The sequence below is a fragment of the Dorea hominis genome, assembly GCF_014287705.1.
Classification (GTDB): Bacteria; Bacillota; Clostridia; order Lachnospirales; family Lachnospiraceae; genus Dorea_D; species Dorea_D hominis.
Genome location: NZ_JACOOY010000001.1, coordinates 106,731 through 130,171 on the forward strand (window position 1 = coordinate 106,731; position 23,441 = coordinate 130,171).

Consider the following 23,441-nt stretch of genomic DNA (forward strand, 5'->3'; position numbering starts at 1 on the left):
TTTCGCTTTTTATTCGCTGGTAAGGGGTTAAATAGAATGTGCGAGTACACATCCTGCCGGAGGCTTTTAAAATAATAGGAAATGCGGTTTTCTATTATTAAAAAAATCCCTTACAGCAATCACTGTAAGGGACGAGTTCTCTCGCGGTTCCACCCTGTTTGAAACGATCATACTTGTATATTAAAAATATCTCTGATCGAAACCACTTCATTCATGATGATAACGGAATCACCGGGCTGTTTTACAGCCACTCCGAGGTAGTCTTCAGAAGGTTCCAAAATAAGAAGCTTGCAGCCGGTGACTTCTCTCTCTGCTATTCCTTTCCCAACTTACTCGTCTCATCTACGCATTTGGCATATGTCTTTCATACACGCTTTATATTATATCACTGTCTTTTTCTTTGTCAAGCCAGAACTTCCACATCGCCGGAACCTCACGCATCATATAATTCAAAAAGAGACTTCCTTTACATCCGGCAGAAATCGGATACACATGTGGATATCCGAGTCTATTTGCAAGAGCACATGACCTGTGTAAATGGAAATTATTTGTCACAATTCCAACCTTTACGATCTCCGGTGTAAATAATGCTTTGGAAAATCTTAAATTCTCTCTCGTCGTTGTCGATGCCGTTTCCTTTAAAATCCGTTCTTTCTCAATGCCATGCTCCCACAGATAAATCTCCATCGCTTCTGCTTCTGTAATATCTTCGCCCTTTCCCTGACCTCCGGAGACGATGACTTTAGTCATCGGATGTGATTTCAGATATTGCTCCGCTTTTCTGATTCTGCGTTCCAGTGAATCACTTGGTACCCTGCCATTCACATGCGCACCCAATATGATCAGATAGTCGCATGCATCATTTTCTTTAACAAACATCGTATACAAAATCGGTATACAGGTCAGTATGATCAATACACAGATTGCCAATATTGCCAGCATCATTACATGTGGCAGACGTCCTCTCCATTCCAGATAGGAAAAAGCCAGTAACAGGATTCCTGCTACTGGCCAGACTCTTGCAAATGTTGAATTCCATCGCCCGGTTGCCAGTCGAATCACTCCATAATAGACCAGGCACAAAACTGCGAGCATTAGCAATATTATTTTCCACAACATTTCTTATACTTCTTTCCTGAACCGCACGGGCACGGATCGTTACGTCCGATCTTCTTGCCTTTGCGGATTGTTGTAGACTCTTTCTGCTCTTTGTATAACTTTTTCAGTTCAGACTCAGAAAAAATCTCTTTCCACTGTGGAAGTTCATACAGCCAGTCGGCTCTCGCTGCAACCATGTTTTTGTAAAGTTTTTCCTTGTCAAACACAAGATTCACAACGGTATCTTCGTCCATTGTATCGATTGGGTTTGGCACAACCAGACTCTCGTCAATACCATCCAGAAATCCTACCATTGTCATGACATCCTGTCCATATCTCTCAGCCAGCTCTTTTACAGTTCCTCTGACTTCTTCATCCGGATTAGAAAGAAGCTTTTCATAAATCTCCTTCTCAATCTGGAAATAGCTTCCCCAGAAGTTCTGAAGCTGTCCTCTGTCAGCAGTCTCATCATAAGCGATGTCTTTCCACTGTTCTAATAATGTACGACTCATATCTATGTTACTCCTTCTTATGTTTCTAGTTCATTTCTCTTATATATACATCTCGGCGAACGCCCATGCAACATTCACAGGAATGGTAGTTTCCATCTTGCTACTGTTCTCAGGGGCATTCTTTTTCTGTCTTTTTCTCTTGTCTAAATACTCTTCCATCGATATCACTTCCTGATATTCTGAAGTAGTTTTCTGATTCATAAGTATACCTCCTTCTCGGTCATTCTTACTCCCGCCTTACTATTATATTCACAGATTGCTCTGTATATGACGTAATTCTTAGCGGTAAAATCATCTTATCAGCAGAATGTGTACATCCTGTGGCAGATTTCTAAAGATAAAATAACACTTTTCTTAAGAGGTATTAAGAATCTTAATTATTTATTACGATAAATAATGTCTTCTCTTCCAGGTCCGTTTGATACCATTGTGATCGGATAACCAATCTGTTCTTCTACGAACTCGATATACTTACGGCAGTTCTCCGGAAGGTCTTCATATTTCTTGATTCCACGGATATCACAGTTCCATCCCGGCAGTGTCTTAAATACCGGTTTTGCTTTCTCAAGAAGATGTGTCGGCGGGAAATCTGTTGTAACTTCACCGTCAATCTCATATCCTACGCATACCGGAATCTCTTCCAGGTATCCAAGGACATCCAATACTGTAAATGCAACATCTGTTGTTCCCTGCATACGACATCCATATTTGGAAGCTACACAGTCAAACCATCCCATACGTCTCGGACGTCCGGTTGTTGCTCCGAACTCGCCACCGTCTCCGCCGCGGCGTCTTAACTCGTCTGCTTCTTCTCCGAAGATCTCACTTACAAATGCACCTGCTCCAACTGCACTGGAGTATGCTTTGCATACTGTCACGATCTTCTGAATCTCATACGGTGGAATACCTGCTCCGATTGCTCCGTATCCAGCCAGTGTGGAAGAAGAAGTAACCATTGGATAAATTCCGTGATCCGGATCCTTCAGAGAACCTAACTGTCCTTCTAACAGAATATTCTTTCCTTCTTTTAATGCATTGTGCAGGAACAGGGATGTATCACATACAAACGGCTCAACTTTTGCTTTGTACTCCATCAGCTCTTCATAGAGATCATCCGGATTGATCAGCGGTTTGTGATACAGATGCTTCAGAAGAACATTCTTCTGCTCTGCAACTCTTACTACTTTTTCTTTTAATAATTCATCATCAAATAACTCGCTTACCTGGAAACCGATCTTTGCATACTTATCTGAATAGAACGGTGCAATTCCGGACTTTGTAGATCCGAAAGACTTGCCTCCGAGTCTCTCTTCTTCATATGCATCAAAATCTTTGTGGTAAGACATTACCATCTGCGCTCTGTCAGATACAAGAATCTTCGGCATCGGAACATTTCTGTCAACGATAGACTGTACTTCCTTGAAAAGTACCGGAATATCTAATGCAACACCATTTCCGATGATACTTGTTGTATGATCATAAAATACCCCTGACGGTAATGTATGAAGGGCAAATTTTCCATAATTATTAACGATTGTATGTCCTGCATTGGCTCCACCCTGGAAACGTACGATAATGTCAGCTTCCTCAGCAAGCATATCTGTAATTTTTCCTTTACCTTCGTCTCCCCAGTTAGCACCTACGACTGCTTTAACCATATCAATTCCTCCTGTGTTATTATCACATATCATTCTTCATTCGGGTGTCCTAAGACACCATTCGTTATTATACTATATTTCCGTGTTTCTGTAAAACAAATTTTGTACATTTTCACTGTTTTTCCACGTTTTTTTTATTTTTACATAAGCGGCGCTACAAGTTTTAATACCTGTCCGACAATCTTGGTCAGCAGTGACCGATTCTTTACTTCCATCAGCGTCACTTTATGACATTTCTCCAGTGTTTCCTGAAAATCACGTTCAATTCTGTCAATTTCTGAATTATTGTAAATAAAGGCTCCGCATTCAAAATGCAGATATAGGCTCCGGTAATCCAGATTGATCGTACCTACACTTGCCGTATCATCGTCTGCCACAAATACCTTTGCATGAACAAACCCCGGCTCGTATTCATAAATCCGGACACCGCCCTCTATCAGCTCTTTGTAATATGTCTTGGCCACAGCAAAAGCATACCACTTATCCGGAATATGTGGCATGATGATACTGACCTCCACGCCACTTTTTGCCACACGCGTCAACGTCGTGATCATCTCGTTATCCAATATCAGATACGGGGTCATAATATGTACATATTTTCTCGCATGGTTCAGAATATGGAAATAAACCTCTTCGCCTACATTTTCATCATCATACGGACTGTCTGCATAAGGAATTATATAGCCGTATTCCCGGTGCAATTCCCGGCGTTTTGGTGTCAGATAGCGATGATAGTTTTCTGAATATCGCTCATCTACATTCCACATCTCCAGAAACATCATTGTAAAGCTCTGTACCGCATCCCCCTTTAACATGATTGCTGTATCTTTCCAATGGCCGAACCGTTCTTTCCGGTTAATGTACTCATCTCCAATGTTGATTCCTCCTGTAAATGCTGTTTTTCCGTCTATAACACAGATTTTCCGGTGATCTCTGTTATTCTGTGTTGTAGACAGAAACGGCTTTACTGCATTTGCCATTTTACATTGGATTCCATAGTGTTTTAATTTCTCCGGATAATCATACGGAAGCATGGAAATCGCACACATTCCGTCATACATAAAACGAACTTCCACACCTTCTCTTACTTTCTGGATCAATATCTCCAGAATCTGATCCAACATGTATCCTTCTTCGACAATAAAATATTCCATAAAAATAAATTTTCGTGCTTTCTTAAGCTCCGCAAGCAGGCAACGGAATTTGTCTTCCCCCAATGGGAAATAACGAACCTGCGTATTCCGGTATGTCGGAAAGTTCAGCTGGTTTGAAAGATAATGCGACAGCCTTGCATTCGCTGATCGGCTTGCCCATAGTGCATCTACTGTATCTTTATCCTGCACCATATACTGGGACATCTCTGCTTTGAGTGTACTAAGTCTATGCTTCAGAAAGCGTGTCCCCACCTGCAGCTTCACATAAATATAAAACAGCGTTCCTACAACCGGAAACGTGATAATACACAAAATCCATGTCATCTTAAATGCCGGATTGCCCTCCGAATTGATTACGTAAATGATTACTATAACTCGCAGGCAAAGCATGATTCCGCTGATTGCTGTCGAATATGCCTGCAGCCGGAATGTAGTTATCGTAAAGACTCCGATCTGCATGAGAATCAGCAGGAGCATAATACCGGAACGACTGAAAACAATACGAAACAATCCTTTTTTTGCTGTTTTTTTTGGTTCATGTTTTTTCATAAACTAACTACCAATCTCCTCTTTTACTACACTTTCTTCAAAAAATATATTTTACAGTGTATCACAATTTTGTCAAGTTTTATAGTATTTTTATAAGTCTATCCCTTTCTTTTTCTTCTGAAAAGTATTACAATACATCTATTAGAACAACACGACGAAAGGAGTATTTACTTATGAATAAATTATGGAAACGTTTATTCGGACTCGCTGCGATCGGCAGTGCTGCCGCAGGTATTTTCTATTACTTTAAGAAGACAAAAGCTGACGACGAGGACGATTTTGACGATGATCTCGACGATATCTTTGAAAATGAAGGCTTTGATCTGGACAATGATCTGAAGCCGGTCTCTGACAGAGGTTATGTACCACTTACCCCAAAGACTGACAGCGAAGAAGATGCTGACTCTGATGAGGATAACTCCTCTGATAACAGTACTGAAGCTGATATAACAGAAAACGTTGACACTTCCAGCGAAGGAACTGAAACAGAAAATATTGATCCGGATAAGGAAGAACAGAAATAAATTTTCAAATCAGCATTCATTTAATAATAAACACAGATTTTGTTAAATGAGCAAAAGGGCATTACACAAATTCTAAATTTGTATAACGCCCTTTATTTTATGTCTGTGCTCTATATGTTCACATCTTGTTCATTTCTGCCATGGCAGTAACCGACAGCCGCTGAAGCTTTTTATAACTCTGTCCAGCACTGGTTCAGAAGGTTTACTGCTTCTTTGATATCTTCTTCAGACATATTCGCATATCCAAGAAGAATTGTCGCCGGCTCTTCTGTAGTTTCGATACGGTACTGGGACATTCCGTACACACGGACGCCGGCTTCCTTTGCCTTCCGGATCAGAAATTCTTCTGATGTACCATCCTTGAAATTAAGTAGCAGATGCACACCTGCATGTTCCCCGGAGATCCTGCATCTGCCAAGCAGTGGCTTTAATGCCTCAATCAGCACGTCATGCCGGTTCTTATATAACGCTCGCGTCTTGTTCAGATGGCGCTCATAATATCCTTCTTCAATGAATTTCTGCACGATCAGTTGATCCACCTTCGATACGGTAGAATTAATGAACCGGTAATTTTCCCTGTATTTTTTTAGAAGCGGTACCGGCAGAACCATATAGCTCAGTCGGATCGCCGGTGCGATCGACTTTGAAAATGTTCCCAGATAAATAACTTTCTCATCGGAATCATATCCCTGTAATGCCGGAATCGGTTTCCCTTTATACCGGAACTCACTGTCATAATCATCTTCAATAATGAAACGTCCTTCTTTTTCATTTGCCCATCGCAATAATTCCAGACGGCGTTTCAATGGCATGACAATCCCTGTCGGATACTGATGAGACGGCGTTACATAAGCAATATCAGCATTTTCCATTTTCAAAGCATCCACACGCAGACCATTTTTATCTACCGGAACAGGCACTGTCTCGTATCCCAGACCGGAAAGTACGTGGTATGCCTGTTTATAAGTCGGATCTTCAAAAGCAATCCGGTGATTCTTTCCTAAAATGATACTTAACAACATCAGAATATAATCACTTCCGGCTCCGATCAGAATCTGCTCCGGCGTACAATGCACTCCCCGCGCCTGATACAGGTAATTACAGATTGCATTGCGGAATCCATATTCTCCCTGCGAATCCCCGCTTCGGAATAATTCTGTCCGATCATCAATCAATATATCTTTGGAAAGCTTTCTCCAGACATTATACGGAAAACTCTTAAGATCTACACCATTTGGTGTAAAATCAAACCGATATTTTTCTTGTTTTTCTTGTTTTTCTTCCACAACTGCAGGCTTTGCTGCCGACAACTGATACAATTCTTCAATCTGTGCTACAAAATAACCGCGGCACGGTTCTGATTCCAGATAACCTTCGGACAATAACTGTTCATAGGCTAGTTCAATCGTGCTGCGGCTGACTTCCAGATGTCTGGACAGCGCTCTCGTAGAAGGAAGCTTCTCCCCATAGGAGAGCTTCCCTCTGCGGATCTCTGTTTTAATATGTTCGTAGATCTGCTCATAAAGCGGAACCTTACTGTGTGCTTTTAGATCAATCGTTAATTCATTCATATCCTTTATTTTGGAAGTTTAAACGAACTCTTCAGTGAAACAATCCGGTTAAATACGAGCTGCTCCGGTGTAGAATCTTTGGAATCTACGCAGAAGTAACCATTTCTTACAAACTGAAAACTGTCAGACGGACCTGCCTCAGCGAAGCTGTCCTCTACATAACATCCCTTGCGGATCTCCAGTGAGTTCGGATTTAAATTAAGAGAACCATCTTCTTTGTTATACACACCCTTCTCTTCATCGATCAGATTCTCATAGAGACGGATCTCTGCCTGTTTCGCAAGAGGTGCATATACCCAGTGGATCGTTCCTTTCACTTTTCTTCCTGTAAATCCGGTTCCACACTTCGTCTCCGGATCATAAGTTGCATGTACAACTGTTACATTGCCATCCTCATCCGTCTCATAACTTGTACAAGTCACAAAATATGCATGCATCAGGCGTACTTCATTGCCAGGGAACAAACGGAAATATTTCTTCGGAGGCTCGATCATAAAATCGTTACGCTCAATATATAATTCTCTTCCGAATGGAACTTTACGCATGCCAAGCTCCGGATTCTCCAGATTATTCTCAACATCCAGATATTCTACTTCTCCTTCCGGATAGTTGTCGATTACTAATTTGATCGGATCTAACACTGCCATCATACGTGGTTTCTTCATCTTCAGATCTTCACGGATGCAGTACTCAAGCATTGCATAATCTACAGAGCTCTGGGATTTGGAAACGCCACATAATTCTACGAACTTACGGATAGATTCCGGCGTAAATCCACGTCTGCGCAGAGCTGCAATAGAAACAAGTCTCGGGTCATCCCATCCATCTACGATTCCATCCATAACAAGCTTCTTGATGTAACGTTTTCCCGTTACAACATTTGTCAGGTATAATTTGGAAAATTCGATCTGTCTCGGTGCCGGATCAAATTCACATTCCTTTACAACCCAGTCATATAACGGTCTGTGATCTTCAAACTCCAGTGTGCAGATAGAGTGTGTGATCTTCTCAATCGCATCTTCGATCGGGTGTGCAAAATCATACATCGGATAAATGCACCACTTATCTCCTGTATTGTGGTGTGTCATATGTGCCACACGGTAAATAACCGGATCACGCATGTTGATATTCGGTGATGTCATATCGATCTTCGCACGAAGAACACGTTTTCCGTCTTCAATCTTACCTGCACGCATCTCTTCAAATAACTGTAAGTTCTCTTCTACGGAGCGATCTCTGTACGGGCTATTCTTTCCCGGTTCTGTCAGCGTTCCACGGTATTCACGGATCTCTTCCGCACTCAGGTCGCAGACATATGCTTTGCCTTTTTTAATCAGCTTGATCGCGCATTCATACATTGTATCAAAATAATCGGATGCGAAATAGAGATGGTCTCCCCAGTCAGCACCTAACCACTTTACATCTTCTTTGATGGACTCTACAAATTCCATGTCCTCTTTCATCGGGTTCGTATCGTCAAAACGAAGGTGGAATGTTCCTCCATACTCCTTTGCCAGACCGGAATTTAAAATGATGGATTTAGCGTGTCCGATGTGAAGGTATCCGTTCGGTTCCGGTGGAAAACGGGTACATACTTCCTGGTAAACGCCCTCTTTCAGATCTTTATCTATCTCTTGTTCTATAAAATTCTTAGAAACTGTCTCTTCTCCCATGTTCTTCCTCCTAGTGATTATTCTGCCCCTTATCTTACCATAAAACATATGGACGAACAAGGTTTAAAACAAAAGAAAACCTCTGAAAGTCATGACTTCCAGAGGTCTTTATCTTTTGTACAAGCTGCCTAGCGGAATCGAACCGCCGACCTCCGCCTTACCAAGGCGACGCTCTACCGACTGAGCCAAGGCAGCACGCATATGTGCTATGCAACGTTAATACTATACAACACATACGCTATTTTTGTCAATATGATTTTTCGTCACTCTTTAAGATTTTTTCGGTCTTATTTTTGATGCGCTGCAGTGCATTATCAATCGTTTTCGGGCTCTTATCCAGAAGCTTTGCAATCGTCTTATAGTCTGTTCCCCGAAGGCGCAGATACAATACTCTGCTTTCCAGATCACTGAGTGCTTCTTCCAGACGGCTCTCAATAAGAGTCGCATATTCCTGGCTGATAAGCAGCTCTTCCGGATTGTTCTGACCTTCCGCTTCTACTGTTTCGATCAACGGATTCTGGTCATCCGCACCGGTCTCATACAGAGAAATGTAAGAATTTAATGGGCTGTGTTTTTTTCTTCTGGATGCCGTTATTGCTGAATACAACTGTCTTGTAATACATAATTTTGCGAAACTGTAAAAGGATGAATTCTGATCCGGTGCATAGTCACGAACAGCCTTAAACAGACCGATCATCCCTTCCTGAATCAGGTCATCTGTCTCACCGCCGAGAAGATACATTGCATTGGCTTCTTTGCGGACAAGATTTTTGTATTTTTCCATAAGAAAATCAATGATCTCTTTCTCACCGCCGCGCAGCTTCTCAATCAGCAGTTCATCTGTCATCTTCTCATATTTCATGCGCTTCCATTCCTTTTGATTCTTATGCCATTCTCTGTCTTACAATCTCATAAGCAAGGACACCGGCTGCCACAGACGCGTTTAGTGAATCGATATCACCGTGCATCGGAATGCTTGCTACATAGTCGCAGGTTTCTTTTACGAGGCGGCTGACTCCCTCGCCTTCGTTTCCGATCACCAGTCCGATCGGTCCTTTCAGATTAAGATCATACATCTTCTCGCCGCCCATATCGGCACAGACAAACCAAAGACCTTCTTTTTTCAGTTCTTCCATTGTCTTTACCAAATTTGTAACTTTTGCTACCGGTGTATAGTTCAGTGCACCGGCAGATGTTTTTGCCACAGTTGCTGTCAATCCGACTGCTCTTCTCTTCGGGATGATCACTCCGTGTGCACCGGCAAGATTTGCCGTACGGATGATCGCGCCAAGATTGTGCGGATCTTCAATTCCATCCAGAAGAACAAGGAAAGGATCTTCTCCACGCTCTTTTGCAAGCGCTAACATATCCTCTACTTCTGCGTATTCATACGATGCAGTATAAGCAATCACACCCTGATGTCTTCCCGTCTCAGAAAGCTGATGCAGACGCTCTTTTTCTACAAACTGAATGATCGTGTCGTGTTTCCTTGCTTCTCTTATGATCGTGCGCACCGGTCCGTCCTGGCAGCCGTCCAGAACAAATAATTTGTCAACCGGTTTTCCGGAACGAAATGCTTCCAGAACCGCATTTCTTCCCTCGATTTTATTTTCGTTTGTTTTCTTATTATAATCTTCGCTCATGTCCGACTCCTTATTGTTCCTCTTCAAGGCTCTTAAGTCCCATTTTCACCAGTTCCATCATTCTTGCGTAATCCTTTTTCAGATACAGATATCCCATCACTGCTTCAAAACCGGTCGCACGTCTGTAATCGGTCACAGACTGGTTCTTCGCAGGTGATACACTCTTGGAATTCCGTCCCCTTTTGTAAATGCTGTGCTCTTCTTCTGTCAGTTCTTCCTGCAGAACACGCATCATTTTAGACTGTGCTTTTGCCTGCACATAGGTACTGGTTTCTTTGTGCAGTTTCTGTACCGGTTTGTTGCCCTGGTTTACAACTAACGTCTTCATGATCAAATCGTAAATACTGTCACCGATATACGCCAGAGTAAGAGGTGAATATTCTCTTATATCCACCTCTTTTAACCGGAACGTTTCCTGCATGCAGGAGTCAAACTCCCAGTTTATGCTCTTTTCCATTGTACTCCTTCTCTTGTATCTTTTAAAACGATACCTTTTTCTAATAACTCGTCACGGATTGCGTCTGCTCTTGCGAAATCTTTGGCTTTTCTTGCTGCCTGACGCTCTTCGATCAGTTTTTCAATATCTTCATCCAAGATGTCTTCCTTCTTGTCAACGAGCAGTCCAAGTACATCTGTTAATTTTACCAGAAGATCAAAGAGTTTGCCAAGGTATTCTGCTGAGCTCTCACTGTCTGTATTACTGTTTGCAAATTTAACAAGGTCAAATACTGCTGCGATTGCATCTGCTGTATTGAAATCATCTTCCATTGCTCTCTCAAAATCAGCAACAAATGCATCTGTCTGTGTAAATAACTTGTTCTCTTCCTCTGTCATCTTTTCATTTGCAGCATTTTTCTTTAAGAATTTCAGATTATCTGCCGCATTGACAATACGCTCCAGACCATTCTTGGATGCTTCCATAAGATCTGCGCTGAAGTTCAGCGGACTTCTGTAATGTGCGCTTAACATAAAGAAGCGAAGCACCTGCAGATCATACTGTTCACTGATCTCACGGACAGTGCGGAAGTTTCCTAATGACTTGCTCATTTTGCGATTATCGATATTTAAAAATGCATTGTGCATCCAGTATTTAGCAAATTTTTTTCCGTTGGCAGCTTCACTCTGTGCGATTTCATTCTCATGATGTGGAAATACAAGATCTTCTCCACCGGCGTGAATATCGATCTGCTCACCCAGATATTTTTTAGACATCTCTGAGCACTCAATGTGCCATCCCGGACGTCCCTCGCTCCACGGTGCTTTCCAGAAAGGTTCTCCTTCTTTTTTCGGTTTCCAGAGAACGAAATCCAACGGATCTTCTTTTTCATCTTCGCCGCTTACAAGGAGTGATCTCTCACCGGATCTTAAATCATCCAGATTTTTATGGGAAAGCTTTCCATAGTCTTTGAATTTTCTTGTGCTGTAATATACCGTTCCGTTTTTCTCATAAGCATAGCCTTTGTCGATCAGTGTCTGGATCATCTCAATCATTCCGCTGATTTCTTCTGTTGCAAGCGGATTCTTTGTTGCCGGCTCGATGTTCATTCCATCCATATCTTTCTTACACTCTGCAATATAGCGTTTGGAAATCTCATCGGACGAAACGCCTTCTTCATTAGCTTTCTTAATGATTTTATCATCTACATCTGTGAAGTTGGATACATAATTAACATCGTATCCTTTGTACTCAAAATAACGTCTGACCGTATCAAATACAATCATCGGTCTTGCATTTCCGATATGGATAAAATTATAAACCGTTGGTCCGCAGACATACATCTTAACTTTGCCTTCTTCCAGCGGGGTAAATTCTTCTTTTTGTTTTGACAGTGTGTTATACAGTTTCATCTTTGTCTCTTCCTCTCTTTTCTTATTCTTCTCTGGAACTTTCTATGAATTCCATTTTTTCTATTTCTTTGATCAGTTCCTTCTTATCTTTACGCAGGCATTTCATATTCTTCTCCATTGCACGGATCTCTTCTCTCATGCGGAGATTTTCTTCCTGCAGGTTCTGGATATCTGCGCTGATCGGATCTGGTAAATGTACCTGATCTAGATCCATACGCGGAATCTTCTGGTCATCCATCTTCACAATTCTTCCCGGCACACCGACAACTGTACAGTTCGGCGGTACTTCTTTTAATACAACCGCTCCGGCGCCAATCTTGGAATTTTCTCCGATGGTGAAGGAACCAAGTACTTTTGCGCCGGCACTTACCATGACATTATCTTTAAGTGTCGGATGCCTCTTTCCCTGTTCCTTACCCGTTCCACCAAGGGTGACACCCTGATACAGTGTAATATTATCACCAAGCTCTGCTGTCTCTCCGATGATCACACCGCTTCCGTGGTCGATAAAAAGTCCTTTGCCGATCGTAGCTCCTGGATGGATCTCAATACCGGTTTTGCGCACGGCACGCTGTGACACCCATCTTGCCAGAAAATAATGTTTCTTTAAATATAATTTATGTGCAATTCTGTAATGTAAAATTGCCTTGAAACTGGAATATAAAAAAACTTCCATATTGGATTTGATCGCAGGATCCCGTTCACGAACAACCTGAATCTCCTCTTTTACGTAAGAAATAACTCCCATATCTATCGCTCCTTCATTATAAAAAACGCCTCTTGCTTTCGCAAGAGGCGTATATATCGCGGTTCCACTCTTCTTCCAGAATCAGACCTTCCTGCTGAAATGTCCCCCGCTTAAGGAAAATCTTCTTCTGCTTAAGTACACGTAACGTGTGTAATTCCGTACCCGGCTACCCATCTTATCTGAACGCATCAGACTACGCTCGCCGGATCAACTCCCGAATGCACTTCACGATGCTCTTTCCTGAAAACCGCTTTCAGCCGGTGACGGTTTCTCTCTGACAGTTGCAAGTATCGCTACTCTTTTCGTTCATCGTCTTTTCATATAGAATATACTATATGCGAATTATCGGCATTTGTCAATGGGAGACAAGTGGAAATCTCAATGTTATTTTGAAAAGATCTGCTTCTGTCTCAATATCCAGATGTCCTTTCTGCAATTCTGTAAAACTGCTTACAATGGCAAGTCCCAGTCCGGAACCTTCGGTTTTCCGGGATTCATCTCCCCGCACAAACCGTTCGGTCAGTTCTTCTGGTTTTACATGCAGTTCTTCTCTGGAAACATTCTTCATATGCACAACCGCTTCTCCATCTTCTTCACGGATGGAAATATAGGCTCTCGTATGCGGCATCGCGTATTTTGTAATATTAACAAGCAAGTTTTCAAAGATCCGGTATGTTTTCTGGCTGTCCAGATGTACGATCAGCCTTTCTTCCGGAAAATCGCAGCGGAACTCCACACCGGATTTCCGGATCTGTTCATCCAGTTCCAATTTTACCTGTTTAAACAGATTTACCATATCCAAATCCAGCAGGTTCAGTTTGACAGCCTGGCTGTTCGCTTTGCTCACTTCAAACAAATCTTCGATTAGTACTTTCAGCCGCAGTGATTTTCGTTCCAGGATCTCAATGTACTCTTTCTGTTTTTCTTCATCTTTTTCATTTTTCAGAAGATCCACATAAGTAATGATCGCTGTGAGCGGTGTTTTCAGATCATGCGAAACATTGGTGATCAACTCTGTCTTCATCCGCTGGCTCTTCACTTCTTCATCCACTGCCTTTTTAAATCCGCTCTGAATCGTTCCAAGTGCGTCACCGACCGGCTGGAACATCCTTAGATCCGTACCTATTTCTGCATCCAGATTGCCGTTTGCGATTGCTTCTGCTGCATTCAAAAGCTGCATGTATCTGCGTCTCATTCTGCGATACCAGATATTTAATACAATAAACAAAAGGACTGCATCACACAGAAGAAACCACATCATATCTCCCTGCCCGACTATAAAGCAAGGCACTAATAATATGGAATTAATAAGAACAACCTTTAACATATAACGCTGTCCTCTGTCTCTAAAATCAATCTTTTCCAGCATATAGAGGGTTTTTCTGCCAGCACTTTTCACGGTGCCGCAGATTTTTCCGGAAATATTCTTTATCGTCTTCCTTTTTCTGTAGCACAGTGAATATTCTTTTATATATCCTCTGACTCCACAGGTCCAGATATGTCTGAGATTCGTCACGATCCAGTAATCCACAGCAAATACTGCCGCCCACAAAAGCGTTTCCGTGCCTTCTGACCGCAAACCGTCTGTAACACGTGCCCGGACAAGCGACGGCGCACACGTAAGCAACACAGTGAATGCAGGCACAGCTACTTCCACAGGAGCCTGGAAAATCTGTTCTTCTCCGGTCTGAAAGCTCTTCACTGACGGATAAACACATGCAAGAAGCGCAACTGCAGCAAGCAGTGCATAGATCATCCTGTCTGCTGAATCCGGTACTTCATCCTGTTCACTGAAATCCATTTCCGTGCTGTCTTTTAAATAAGCTTTCAGATTTTTCTCTGTAATTCCATAACGGAATGTGCAATTCTCCGGATTCTTTAATATCGTATTTGTTTTTCCGTCCGTCTGCGTATCTGCTTCATCATCTTCATAAAGAAACGCCTCATCCGGCTGTGTACTTACATCGTTCAATGCCCGCCTGAGCGCAAGAAGCTGCTTGCTTTTGTTACTTCCGGATAAAATCTGCGCCATTGGTTTTCCATTTTTATCATACTGGATAGTAAATGAAAATGCATATTTCGTCATATCATCTTCCATCGCCTGTTCACCTGTACTGACAGAACTTCTTGCTATGACCTCACCTTTTTCATTTTCCATTTCGTAATCAATATATGGATAGAGCATTTTGTAATTTGTAAGCCATTCCCAGTATGCATCCTGATCCAGCATATCCCGTAACTTCGTGCGTTCTTTTTCCGTTCCGTTTTCATTTGTATACATAATATATCCATTCTGAACGAATGGCATCATAAAATCTTCAGATGACTCGTGGCTTCTTTTTTCCTTTTCTACGTTTGCCGCGGCCTCTCTCTGATAGAGCTGATATCTTCCGACAACCATCGCAGCCGGTATCAGTATCGTAAAAAAGATTAGTATGCACGCCAGTTTATGCCTGTTTTTCAATTTTGTATCCAACTCCCCACACCACCTTCAAATATTTTGGTTCTTTCGGGTTAATTTCTATTTTCTCCCGAATATTTCTCACATGCACCATAATAGTGTCTGTATTCACCGCCTCTTCTTCCCATACCCATTCATAGATTTCATCAGCGGAAAAAACTCTGCCTGGATGTTTCATTAACAGCAGAAGAATCTTATACTCTGTCGGTGTCACTTTCACGTCTTCCCCGTCTACGCTCACTGCTTTGCGGTCCTCATTCAGTTCCAATCCACCGATTGTATAAATATGTTCCTTTTCTTCTTTTTCCTTTAATCTGCCCATAAAATTCCGGTATCTGCGAAGCTGGGAATTAACTCTAGCCAACAGTTCCATCGGTGTAAATGGTTTTGTCACATAATCATCCGCTCCCATATTTAGTCCCATGATCTTGTCTACTTCTTCTGATTTTGCGGATAAGAAGATAACCGGAAAGTCATATTTTTCTCTTAATTTTACCGTCATTGTAATTCCATCCATGCGCGGCATCATAATATCTACGATCGCGAGATGGATTTCTTCTTTTTCTATCACCTCCAGACCTTCGATTCCATCTTCTGCCTGGTACACTTCGTATCCCTGGCTTTTCAGATAGATCTCAATTCCCTGACGGATCTCCTTATCATCTTCCACTACAAGTACGTGATTCATTTCCATTTTCTTTCTCCCTGCTTCTCTTTTAAATATCATGTCGGGGCAAACCCGGCTCCGATACCTGCGGATTCTTCCGCATTATTCGGTATCTTAAAAAATGTGTGGATACAGTTTCTTTTTCTCTAACCTTTGTATCATATCACATTTTATGATTCAAAGTATAAAGAACTTTTCTTAAGAGCCGCCGGATGGCTTTCTAAAGATTTTCTAAAGAAAATACCCGGAGCAGCTTTTCGTGCATACACAATATTTTTGTGTTATTTCTTACAAGAATAACAGTGATAAGCGCGATTGCCGCCAATACCTTTCCTATAAAAAGTCTATATTTATTATGATTTTCTATAAATTGTTTCTATGTATTTTCACCTTGACATACAAATAAACTACCGATATAGTAGATTAAGTACTTTCTATATGTACCACAGAAAGGAGGCATTTTCAGATGTCTTTAAATGCTAATAACAGTAAGGAATTACAGAAGAAACAGAATACCATCACTTTCATCAATGCTGCGACAGAGATGATCGCTGAATTAGGGATTGAACATATTTCGATTCGAAAGATTGCAGAAAAAGCCGGATTCCACAACTCAACCATTTATCTTTATTTTAAAGACCTGGATGAACTTCTGCTCCTCGCTTCCATGAAATTTTTTCAGAAATACAGTCACTCTCTCAGTCTTTTGAGCAAGACAGCTACTACATCCGGTGAGACTTTCATTAAGATCTGGGATTATTTCCTGACAACGGTTTTCAAGTGGCCAAATCTGTTCTTTAATTTCTTCTACGGAAAGCGAAGCGACGACCTGACGCCTTATATGAACCATTATTATGAACTCTATCCGGAAGAACGTAACGAATATACGGACGATATCCACAACATGTATTACGGCAAGAATATTGAGGAACGAAGCAGCAACCTGCTCAAAACTGTCCTGAATGAAACAGATAAGGTGACTACAGATAATATGGATATGGTAAATGAGATTATTGTCAGCTACTGCAAATACAAGCTGGAGCAGAAACGAGCGAATATGGATCTTGACAATACGAAGTTAAAAGACGAATGTCTGCATGTCATCTCCTATGTTACAGGCGTATAAATGCAGTTCATTGTGTAAGCATAAATCTGTACCTGGCTCATCGTATACCTGCAGAACTTGCCATCGGCAGCTTCCTCTGGATGCTATGGCAACACAAAAAAGTCAGCTTTCCCAAACCGGAAGCTGACTTTTTTATTTGTTATGGCGACAAGGAAAATGCGCCCTGCTTGCATGGCAGCATTTGACGACAGCTAATCAGCGATAAAATTCGCAGAGCGCGTTTTATCGCTGTTATAGCGTCCGGGAAATAACTCCCTTATTTTTTCAGAATTAATGCTGCAAATACAACATCTTCTTCCCCGTCGTTACGGATCCCGTGTCCGTCTCCGTCCTTACAGAAGAATACATCTCCCGGTTTTGCCGGAATCTTCGTGCCATTATCTTCGTAAATTCCTTCACCTGACAAAATATAATACGTTTCCGTTTCTCCATGATGTTCATGGTGCCCGAGCTCAGAATGTGGCGGCAGTGTCACTTTACTGAACATCTTACAGTGCGCACCAAGTTCCTCTGCACCAAGCAGTGCCTCCTTCAAAATATATCCTTCTCCACCACTTGGTTTTTCAACTTTTACGATCTCTCTTTCGCCTTCTCTTGTCATTTTCGTTCTGCCTCCTTCTTACGATTGCCTCTGTACCTGCTATGAAAACAGTTTTCTCAAAACTCTATAAAAACAAGATACAACCGCAGAGCCGATCCGTCAATCCACTTTTTATCAAAATACTGCTCCTTTTCACAATTTAATTTACGATCCTGTAATATTCTTTTGCAGTAAGGCTGTATACGATTGCATAAAATACAGCAAACACACCAATTGTTGTAACCGTACATCCCGCAAACAGAGCTCTGTTACTTAAATTCAGTACACGCAGAAGTTTTACCATGATCGGAAATGCCACAATTACATGCAGAATTGCCATAAAAAGCGGCAGGAAAAATACACTTAAGATCTGGCTTCTGATGGAACGACGCACTTCGCGCTTACTCATTCCGACATTCTGCATAATCTGAAATCGTTTTCTGTCTTCAAAGCCTTCGGATATCTGTTTATAATAAATGATCAGCACCGTTGCGATCAGAAACAGGATTCCCAAATAAATTCCAATGAAGAACAATCCGCCATAGAGACCATAGAAACTCTCCCTGCTCGTCTCTCTGCTTTCCATTTCTGTATAAGGAACTTTGTTTAGCCCTTTTTGTAATTTTCCCAGTATCTTTGCATTTTCTGCATTCTTTCCATTCAGGTCAAATGCTGTATAATAGCGGAGCATCTGCTGATTTTTCTTAAAAGCTTCCGGTACATTCTGCCCAGAATAATTCTGCATCTGCAAAATTTTTAAAATCGCATCTGTGTTTTTGAAAACAATATAATAATTACCATATACCGACTGTGTTTTCTCCACCTCTGCTTTCAATTTCCTGATCTGTTTTTTCACATGAAAATTCTCTTTTGCAATTTTCAGATCATAATAATTATATTTTCCATCTGGACAGTACAACAGAATTTCGTTTTCATTTAATGTTTCTGTTTTTCCTTCCATGTGATTATAATCTTCCAGCGGAAGCAAAGTCAGATAGCAGATTTTTGATGAATTATATGCATCCGCATTTATTTCAAACTGTTCGTCTTTCTGTGATGCCATAAGCTGACCGCATCGGTAAGAAATCTGTGATTGTCTCTGTAAATGCAGACGATCACATTCTTTTTCAAGGGCTTCCTGCAATTGATTTCTGGATTCTCTGCTAGTCTGATAATTTGTTACTGCCACTGCTTTCGGGAAACGTGTATGTAAAACGTCCTCCATTCCTGCATACAGTGATGTTGTTGTAGATATCATTACAAGCACCATCGTACTTAAAATACAGATATTTGCAAGCCCGACTGCATTCTGTTTCATCCGGTAGATCATTCCTGATATGGTTGTAAAATGTCCCTGTCTGTAATAATATTTTTTGTTTTTCTTTAAAATCTTCAAAAGCGCAATACTACCTGCTGTAAACAGCGCATAAGTACCGATGATGACAAGAACCACCGCCAGAAAAAAAGTTAATAAAGCTTTTAACGGCTCTTTTGTAGTCAGGGCGATATAGTATCCGCTTCCCAGTGCCAGGACTCCGACAAGGGCGAGCAGCCATCTCGTCTTCGGCTCTTTCTCTCCCTGACTGCTTCCACGCAGAAGTTCCATCGGATTCGCAAGCTGCACCTGCAGAAGGTTGTAAATAAACGTAAGCATGAAAATGATCAGAAATAAAACGAGACAGTCTTTTATTGCCGCCATGCTGACCGCAAACTTCATTTCCACTCCGCTGTGCAGGATTTTAAGCAGGATCAGATACATCATTTTTCCGAATATAATTCCAAGGATCAATCCTCCGATCATGCTGACTCCTGCAATGATCACCGTCTCTACTGCCATCATTTTCGCAATATGCCGTTTTCCCATTCCGAGAACATTGTAAACACCAATTTCATTTTTTCGCTGTTTCATCAGGAAACTGTTTGTATAAAAGAGAAAAATCACAGAAAAAATAACCATCACGCCTGTTGCGTACTGCAGGCAGAGCCGCAGCGTTTCCATTCGCAGGTCTTTGCTTTTTGTCAGTGCATCAAACATATAGAACATCATAACCATCAACATAGAGGTCAATATATATGGCATGTAAGTCTTCCGGTTATTTTTCAGGTTTGTGACGGCAAGTTTTGCATAAATGTTTCTAGCCAATGTGCTCACCTCCCGTTGCAAGAACGCTTAAGGTGTCTGAAATCTTCTGATACATCTCATCTTCGCTCAGATTTCCACGATATAACTGATGAAACACCTCTCCATCCTTGATGAAAAGCACTCTTTTCGCTGTGCTTGCCGCACGCACACTATGTGTAACCATGACGATCGTCTGTCCGTCCTCATTGATACCGGTAAAGAGATCAAGCAGTGCTTTGGAAGCCCGAGAGTCCAGCGCTCCTGTCGGTTCGTCCGCGAGAAGGAGCTGTGGTTTGGTAACCAGCGCTCTGGCAACTGCCGCACGCTGTTTCTGTCCTCCTGATACCTCATATGGATATTTGTCCAGAAGCTGCGTGATCTCAAGCTGCTTTGCAACCGGCTGCAGCCGCTCTTCCATTTTCCCATATTTCATTCCAGACAATACAAGTGGAAGAAATATGTTATCTCTTAACGAAAATGTATCCAGAAGATGAAAATCCTGAAATACAAATCCGAGATTTTGTCTTCGGAAAGCTGCCATTTCTTTCTCTTTTATCCCGGAAAGGTCGCGTCCTTTCAAATACACCTTTCCTTTTGTCGGTCTGTCAAGTGCTGCCAGAATATTTAAAAGTGTTGATTTTCCGGAACCGGACTCTCCCATAACTGCTACATATTCTCCCGGTTCAACTGAAAAATTAACGTTTCGCAGCGCCTCTACCTGGTTGCCTCCAAATCTGGTCGTATATACTTTTTTTACATTTCTTACTTCTAATAATGCCATTTGTTTCACCCTTTCCATATCATCTGTTTTACATCTATGATTATAGAAAAAAGGAAAATGTACAGCCATCGATTCAGGTTACATTTTCCTTCCTGTTTCTTACATTTTTGTAAGATATCTCATTTTACTTCCAGATTCTCTTTTGTATCTATTCAATCGGTAATTTTTCTCTGGACAAATCCATGCAGGCTCTTGTTCCTTTCCCCGCTTCCGATTTCAGCCACAATCCATGCTGAAGCTTATCCATTACCGATTTGCATAAATAAAGTCCGATGCCTGTCGATTTCTTATCATTTCTGCCATTATAACCGGTAAATCCGCGTTCAAAAATCCGTGGCAGATCTTCTTCACGAATACCGATCCCAGTATCTTCCACAACAAGTATCTGACCTTTTTTATAAATATGCACACTTCCGTTTTCTGTATATTTCAAAGCATTGGAAAGCAGCTGCTCCAGAACAAACGACAGCCATTTTTCATCGGTTAATACTGTTTCCTGAATCGGCTCATATACCAGTGTGATTTTCTTTAAAATAAACATCTTGGAATACTTGCGCACTACTTGGCGGATAACCGTATCAAGATCACAGACTGCAAAGGACAGATCCGCTGACATATCTTCCATACGCAGATAAGTTAAGACCATTTCTACATACTGCTGGATTTTAAATAATTCCATCTCCAGTTCTCTTACCAGAACCGGATGCTCCTCTTTTTCTGTCTGAAGCAGGAGATTCATCGCTGCGATCGGAGTCTTGATCTGATGCGCCCACATACTGTAATAATCCAGCATGTCCTGCCGTTCTATTGCCTGTTCCGACTCAGTCTCATTGATCTGCGTATATAATTTCTGTACCAGTTTCTGATAATCCTGTTCCAGAAGTGTGGTTTCTTCTGCAAATTCCAGAATCTGCTCTTTCTCACCTTTTATAACATTCTGCAGTTCTCTGTGCGTTCTTCTGTATCTTACAAATCCAAGAACCGCATAAAGCAGGCTCCACACACCTGACAGTAGAAATGCATATTCCACACATGCCAGATCGATATGATACAGATCAAATATAACGAAAAAGATTCCATACGCACCCAGATACATACAGATCTGCGTCCGATGTTCTTTTATATATGCTCTTAAGATTTTCATAGTTCCACCAAATATCCAATTCCTTTTTTCGTACGGATCACATCTGTCATTCCGATACTTTCCAGTTTTTTACGAAGTCTTGTCACATTAACTGTAAGTGTATTATCGTCCACAAACGAATCATTTTCCCAGAGTCGTTCCATGATCGTATCTCTTGAAACAATCTTTCCCGCATTTTCAAGTAATATCTGTAAAATTCTAAATTCATTTTTTGTCAGCTCGACTCTCTGCTCCTGATAAGTCAGCACTGCATCATTCAGATTCAAAAGAGCACCTTTATATTCTATCGCATTTGTCGTTCCGCCAAAAGAATAGGTTCTTCTAAGCAGTGCCTGTACTTTTGCAGTCAGAACTGTCAGATCAAATGGCTTTTCAATAAACTCGTCCGCACCCATATTCATCGCCATGACAATGTTCATATTGTCATTTGCTGAAGAAAGAAAAACAATCGGTACTTTCGACACTTCACGAATCTTCTGGCACCAGTAAAAGCCATTAAAAAACGGAAGCATAATATCCAGGATCACAAGTTCCGGTTCAAAAGCCAGAAATTCCTGCAATACATTTTTCAAATCTTCTGTCGTTTTTGTTTTGTAATTCCATTTTTCCAAATGCATTGCCACTGTCTGTGCAATCGTCTGGTCGTCTTCTACAATTAAAATCTTATACATCTTTTTCCCCACCTGCCGAGACTATGGTAGCCATCCCGCTCTGATTAGCGGTCGTCAAATGCAGCCATGCAAGCATGGTGCATTTTCCTCGTCGCCATAACAAAATGAGCAGAAACGTCCCGCCTCTGCTCTTACATCCTAATACCTTGTCCGGAAGTTGTCAATTCCAGAAATAAGACTTTTTTGCTCTATCTCTTAGTGGAAATAATGATCACCGATCTTCTTTCCGGAGCCTCCCTGATTAAAATACAGACATCCATTTATCGGATCTTTTCCTTTTAATGCATCCGCTGCTGCTTTCCAGGCGGTTTTGGTATAACTTTTATTCTGCAAAACACGATTCAGCCATCCGCTGCCTGCCGGTCCGAACTGTCCGCGCTGATAGATAACTTCCTTCATAGAATCCGGATATGTTTTGCTTTTTATCCGGTTTAAAACAACCGCTCCCACAGCAACCTGTCCTTTATACGGCTGATTTCCCGCTTCACAGAATATAAGTGCTGCTAACAGCTCCTGCTGTTTTTTCAGTTTCTTTTGTTCCTGTTTTTTTCTTGCTTCTCTTTTTGCACGGATTTTCTGTCGTCTGATTTCCTGCTCTTTTTCCAATACTGCCTGTTTTAATCTGATCTTTTGTACTCGTATTGTCTCCCTCGTCTGAACTGCAATCGATCTGGAATGTCTGACGTTTCCCTCCACCGATGCCGCTTTCGCTGTAAATCCAGTCATACACACGGTACATATCAAAGCCGCTAAGAATAATACAATCTTTTTACTTCCCTTACCTACAGAACCTGCCACTGGCAACTTCCTCCGGATGCTATGACAATTCATAAATATAATACCCTCCTATATGTGCCAAACCATTTTCTTTACATAAATCATACTCATTCATTTCAATTTTATTACAAATA

General features: G+C 41.4%; 21 protein-coding genes, 1 tRNA gene and 1 pseudogene. 2 read left to right on the plus strand and 21 right to left on the minus strand.

The genetic code is table 11. The features are described from left to right. Nucleotides 1–375: 375 nt before the first annotated feature. The 5 genes from H8S07_RS00555 to cls all read right to left on the minus strand — a co-directional run bounded on the left by H8S07_RS00555 (nucleotide 376) and on the right by cls (nucleotide 4,971). Nucleotides 376–1,119, minus strand: a complete 744-nt coding sequence (locus H8S07_RS00555) for a YdcF family protein (protein WP_207722364.1) — start codon at nucleotides 1,117–1,119, stop codon at nucleotides 376–378. Next, nucleotides 1,104–1,610 carry an SEC-C metal-binding domain-containing protein gene (locus tag H8S07_RS00560; RefSeq protein WP_021861054.1) on the minus strand — a complete coding sequence of 169 codons (507 nt, stop codon included), beginning with the start codon at nucleotides 1,608–1,610 and terminating at the stop codon, nucleotides 1,104–1,106. The genes H8S07_RS00555 and H8S07_RS00560 overlap by 16 nt, the downstream gene beginning before the upstream one ends. Before the next feature lie 39 nt (nucleotides 1,611–1,649). After that, nucleotides 1,650–1,811 (minus strand): hypothetical protein, encoded by a 162-nt coding sequence (locus tag H8S07_RS00565; RefSeq protein ID WP_021861055.1) that lies wholly within the window; start codon nucleotides 1,809–1,811, stop codon nucleotides 1,650–1,652. 176 nt (nucleotides 1,812–1,987) lie between these two features. Then, nucleotides 1,988–3,268, minus strand: coding sequence for an adenylosuccinate synthase (locus tag H8S07_RS00570; protein WP_117537144.1), 1,281 nt, complete (start codon nucleotides 3,266–3,268; stop codon nucleotides 1,988–1,990). Between the two features lie 140 nt (nucleotides 3,269–3,408). Continuing rightward, nucleotides 3,409–4,971, minus strand: a complete 1,563-nt coding sequence (cls, locus tag H8S07_RS00575) for a cardiolipin synthase (protein ID WP_186855205.1) — start codon at nucleotides 4,969–4,971, stop codon at nucleotides 3,409–3,411. A gap of 173 nt (nucleotides 4,972–5,144) precedes the next feature. Here cls and H8S07_RS00580 point away from each other — a divergent pair, with 173 nt between their 5' ends. Beyond that, entirely contained in the window at nucleotides 5,145–5,495 is a 351-nt protein-coding gene (locus tag H8S07_RS00580; protein WP_186855206.1) for a hypothetical protein, read from the plus strand. A gap of 170 nt (nucleotides 5,496–5,665) precedes the next feature. Here the strand turns inward: H8S07_RS00580 and pdxR are convergent, their stop codons facing one another. The 10 genes and pseudogenes from pdxR to H8S07_RS00630 all read right to left on the minus strand — a co-directional run bounded on the left by pdxR (nucleotide 5,666) and on the right by H8S07_RS00630 (nucleotide 16,133). Beyond that, nucleotides 5,666–7,066, minus strand: coding sequence for a MocR-like pyridoxine biosynthesis transcription factor PdxR (gene pdxR, locus H8S07_RS00585; RefSeq protein WP_186855207.1), 1,401 nt, complete (start codon nucleotides 7,064–7,066; stop codon nucleotides 5,666–5,668). 5 nt (nucleotides 7,067–7,071) lie between these two features. Next, on the minus strand, nucleotides 7,072–8,739 hold the full coding sequence (locus H8S07_RS00590; protein WP_021861060.1) for a glutamine--tRNA ligase/YqeY domain fusion protein: 1,668 nt from the start codon (nucleotides 8,737–8,739) through the stop codon (nucleotides 7,072–7,074). A gap of 122 nt (nucleotides 8,740–8,861) precedes the next feature. Next, a tRNA-Thr gene (locus H8S07_RS00595) sits at nucleotides 8,862–8,934 on the minus strand. A gap of 52 nt (nucleotides 8,935–8,986) precedes the next feature. Further along, nucleotides 8,987–9,613, minus strand: a pseudogene (gene sigH / locus H8S07_RS00600) (RNA polymerase sporulation sigma factor SigH); the annotation flags it as partial. A gap of 10 nt (nucleotides 9,614–9,623) precedes the next feature. Continuing rightward, complete coding sequence (rlmB, locus tag H8S07_RS00605) at nucleotides 9,624–10,382, minus strand: 23S rRNA (guanosine(2251)-2'-O)-methyltransferase RlmB (protein WP_186855209.1); 759 nt, start codon at nucleotides 10,380–10,382, stop codon at nucleotides 9,624–9,626. A gap of 10 nt (nucleotides 10,383–10,392) precedes the next feature. Then, complete coding sequence (locus H8S07_RS00610) at nucleotides 10,393–10,839, minus strand: Mini-ribonuclease 3 (RefSeq protein ID WP_021861063.1); 447 nt, start codon at nucleotides 10,837–10,839, stop codon at nucleotides 10,393–10,395. Continuing rightward, nucleotides 10,824–12,230 carry a cysteine--tRNA ligase gene (gene cysS, locus H8S07_RS00615; RefSeq protein WP_186855210.1) on the minus strand — a complete coding sequence of 469 codons (1,407 nt, stop codon included), beginning with the start codon at nucleotides 12,228–12,230 and terminating at the stop codon, nucleotides 10,824–10,826. The genes H8S07_RS00610 and cysS overlap by 16 nt, the downstream gene beginning before the upstream one ends. A gap of 22 nt (nucleotides 12,231–12,252) precedes the next feature. Continuing rightward, entirely contained in the window at nucleotides 12,253–12,978 is a 726-nt protein-coding gene (gene epsC / locus H8S07_RS00620; protein ID WP_021861064.1) for a serine O-acetyltransferase EpsC, read from the minus strand. A 355-nt stretch (nucleotides 12,979–13,333) separates the two neighbouring features. Beyond that, a complete protein-coding gene (locus tag H8S07_RS00625; RefSeq protein WP_186855211.1) occupies nucleotides 13,334–15,454 on the minus strand; it encodes a sensor histidine kinase in 2,121 nt (706 codons plus the stop codon). Further along, nucleotides 15,426–16,133 (minus strand): response regulator transcription factor, encoded by a 708-nt coding sequence (locus H8S07_RS00630; protein ID WP_021861066.1) that lies wholly within the window; start codon nucleotides 16,131–16,133, stop codon nucleotides 15,426–15,428. Before H8S07_RS00630 ends, H8S07_RS00625 begins: the two co-directional genes overlap by 29 nt. Before the next feature lie 439 nt (nucleotides 16,134–16,572). Here H8S07_RS00630 and H8S07_RS00635 point away from each other — a divergent pair, with 439 nt between their 5' ends. Then, complete coding sequence (locus H8S07_RS00635; protein ID WP_186855212.1) at nucleotides 16,573–17,232, plus strand: TetR/AcrR family transcriptional regulator; 660 nt, start codon at nucleotides 16,573–16,575, stop codon at nucleotides 17,230–17,232. A gap of 256 nt (nucleotides 17,233–17,488) precedes the next feature. On the opposite strand, the gene H8S07_RS00640 is transcribed toward H8S07_RS00635, so the two are convergent. The 6 genes from H8S07_RS00640 to H8S07_RS00665 all read right to left on the minus strand — a co-directional run bounded on the left by H8S07_RS00640 (nucleotide 17,489) and on the right by H8S07_RS00665 (nucleotide 23,361). Beyond that, entirely contained in the window at nucleotides 17,489–17,833 is a 345-nt protein-coding gene (locus tag H8S07_RS00640) for a cupin domain-containing protein (RefSeq protein ID WP_021861068.1), read from the minus strand. Nucleotides 17,834–17,972: 139 nt separating this feature from the next. Next, nucleotides 17,973–19,955 (minus strand): ABC transporter permease, encoded by a 1,983-nt coding sequence (locus H8S07_RS00645; protein ID WP_186855213.1) that lies wholly within the window; start codon nucleotides 19,953–19,955, stop codon nucleotides 17,973–17,975. Continuing rightward, entirely contained in the window at nucleotides 19,948–20,715 is a 768-nt protein-coding gene (locus tag H8S07_RS00650) for an ABC transporter ATP-binding protein (protein ID WP_021861070.1), read from the minus strand. Before H8S07_RS00650 ends, H8S07_RS00645 begins: the two co-directional genes overlap by 8 nt. Nucleotides 20,716–20,863: 148 nt before the next feature. After that, entirely contained in the window at nucleotides 20,864–21,859 is a 996-nt protein-coding gene (locus tag H8S07_RS00655) for a sensor histidine kinase (protein ID WP_186855214.1), read from the minus strand. Beyond that, the gene (locus H8S07_RS00660; RefSeq protein WP_021861072.1) at nucleotides 21,856–22,530 is read right to left on the minus strand and encodes a response regulator transcription factor; all 675 of its coding nucleotides are present in this window, start codon (nucleotides 22,528–22,530) and stop codon (nucleotides 21,856–21,858) included. Before H8S07_RS00660 ends, H8S07_RS00655 begins: the two co-directional genes overlap by 4 nt. 195 nt (nucleotides 22,531–22,725) lie before the next feature. Then, nucleotides 22,726–23,361, minus strand: coding sequence for a cell wall hydrolase (locus H8S07_RS00665; RefSeq protein ID WP_186855215.1), 636 nt, complete (start codon nucleotides 23,359–23,361; stop codon nucleotides 22,726–22,728). Between the last annotated feature and the right edge of the window lie 80 nt (nucleotides 23,362–23,441).

What these genes read in the sequence shown, in the direction of transcription:
- H8S07_RS00555 (WP_207722364.1), bottom strand. Translation starts at nt 1,119, where the DNA reads ATGTTGTGGAAAATAATATTGCTAATGCTCGCAGTTTTGTGCCTGGTC.
- H8S07_RS00560 (WP_021861054.1), bottom strand. Translation starts at nt 1,610, where the DNA reads ATGAGTCGTACATTATTAGAACAGTGGAAAGACATCGCTTATGATGAG.
- H8S07_RS00565 (WP_021861055.1), bottom strand. Translation starts at nt 1,811, where the DNA reads ATGAATCAGAAAACTACTTCAGAATATCAGGAAGTGATATCGATGGAA.
- H8S07_RS00570 (WP_117537144.1), bottom strand. Translation starts at nt 3,268, where the DNA reads ATGGTTAAAGCAGTCGTAGGTGCTAACTGGGGAGACGAAGGTAAAGGA.
- cls (WP_186855205.1), bottom strand. Translation starts at nt 4,971, where the DNA reads ATGAAAAAACATGAACCAAAAAAAACAGCAAAAAAAGGATTGTTTCGT.
- H8S07_RS00580 (WP_186855206.1), top strand. Translation starts at nt 5,145, where the DNA reads ATGAATAAATTATGGAAACGTTTATTCGGACTCGCTGCGATCGGCAGT.
- pdxR (WP_186855207.1), bottom strand. Translation starts at nt 7,066, where the DNA reads ATGAATGAATTAACGATTGATCTAAAAGCACACAGTAAGGTTCCGCTT.
- H8S07_RS00590 (WP_021861060.1), bottom strand. Translation starts at nt 8,739, where the DNA reads ATGGGAGAAGAGACAGTTTCTAAGAATTTTATAGAACAAGAGATAGAT.
- rlmB (WP_186855209.1), bottom strand. Translation starts at nt 10,382, where the DNA reads ATGAGCGAAGATTATAATAAGAAAACAAACGAAAATAAAATCGAGGGA.
- H8S07_RS00610 (WP_021861063.1), bottom strand. Translation starts at nt 10,839, where the DNA reads ATGGAAAAGAGCATAAACTGGGAGTTTGACTCCTGCATGCAGGAAACG.
- cysS (WP_186855210.1), bottom strand. Translation starts at nt 12,230, where the DNA reads ATGAAACTGTATAACACACTGTCAAAACAAAAAGAAGAATTTACCCCG.
- epsC (WP_021861064.1), bottom strand. Translation starts at nt 12,978, where the DNA reads ATGGGAGTTATTTCTTACGTAAAAGAGGAGATTCAGGTTGTTCGTGAA.
- H8S07_RS00630 (WP_021861066.1), bottom strand. Translation starts at nt 16,133, where the DNA reads ATGGAAATGAATCACGTACTTGTAGTGGAAGATGATAAGGAGATCCGT.
- H8S07_RS00635 (WP_186855212.1), top strand. Translation starts at nt 16,573, where the DNA reads ATGTCTTTAAATGCTAATAACAGTAAGGAATTACAGAAGAAACAGAAT.
- H8S07_RS00640 (WP_021861068.1), bottom strand. Translation starts at nt 17,833, where the DNA reads ATGACAAGAGAAGGCGAAAGAGAGATCGTAAAAGTTGAAAAACCAAGT.
- H8S07_RS00650 (WP_021861070.1), bottom strand. Translation starts at nt 20,715, where the DNA reads ATGGCATTATTAGAAGTAAGAAATGTAAAAAAAGTATATACGACCAGA.
- H8S07_RS00655 (WP_186855214.1), bottom strand. Translation starts at nt 21,859, where the DNA reads ATGAAAATCTTAAGAGCATATATAAAAGAACATCGGACGCAGATCTGT.
- H8S07_RS00660 (WP_021861072.1), bottom strand. Translation starts at nt 22,530, where the DNA reads ATGTATAAGATTTTAATTGTAGAAGACGACCAGACGATTGCACAGACA.
- H8S07_RS00665 (WP_186855215.1), bottom strand. Translation starts at nt 23,361, where the DNA reads ATGAATTGTCATAGCATCCGGAGGAAGTTGCCAGTGGCAGGTTCTGTA.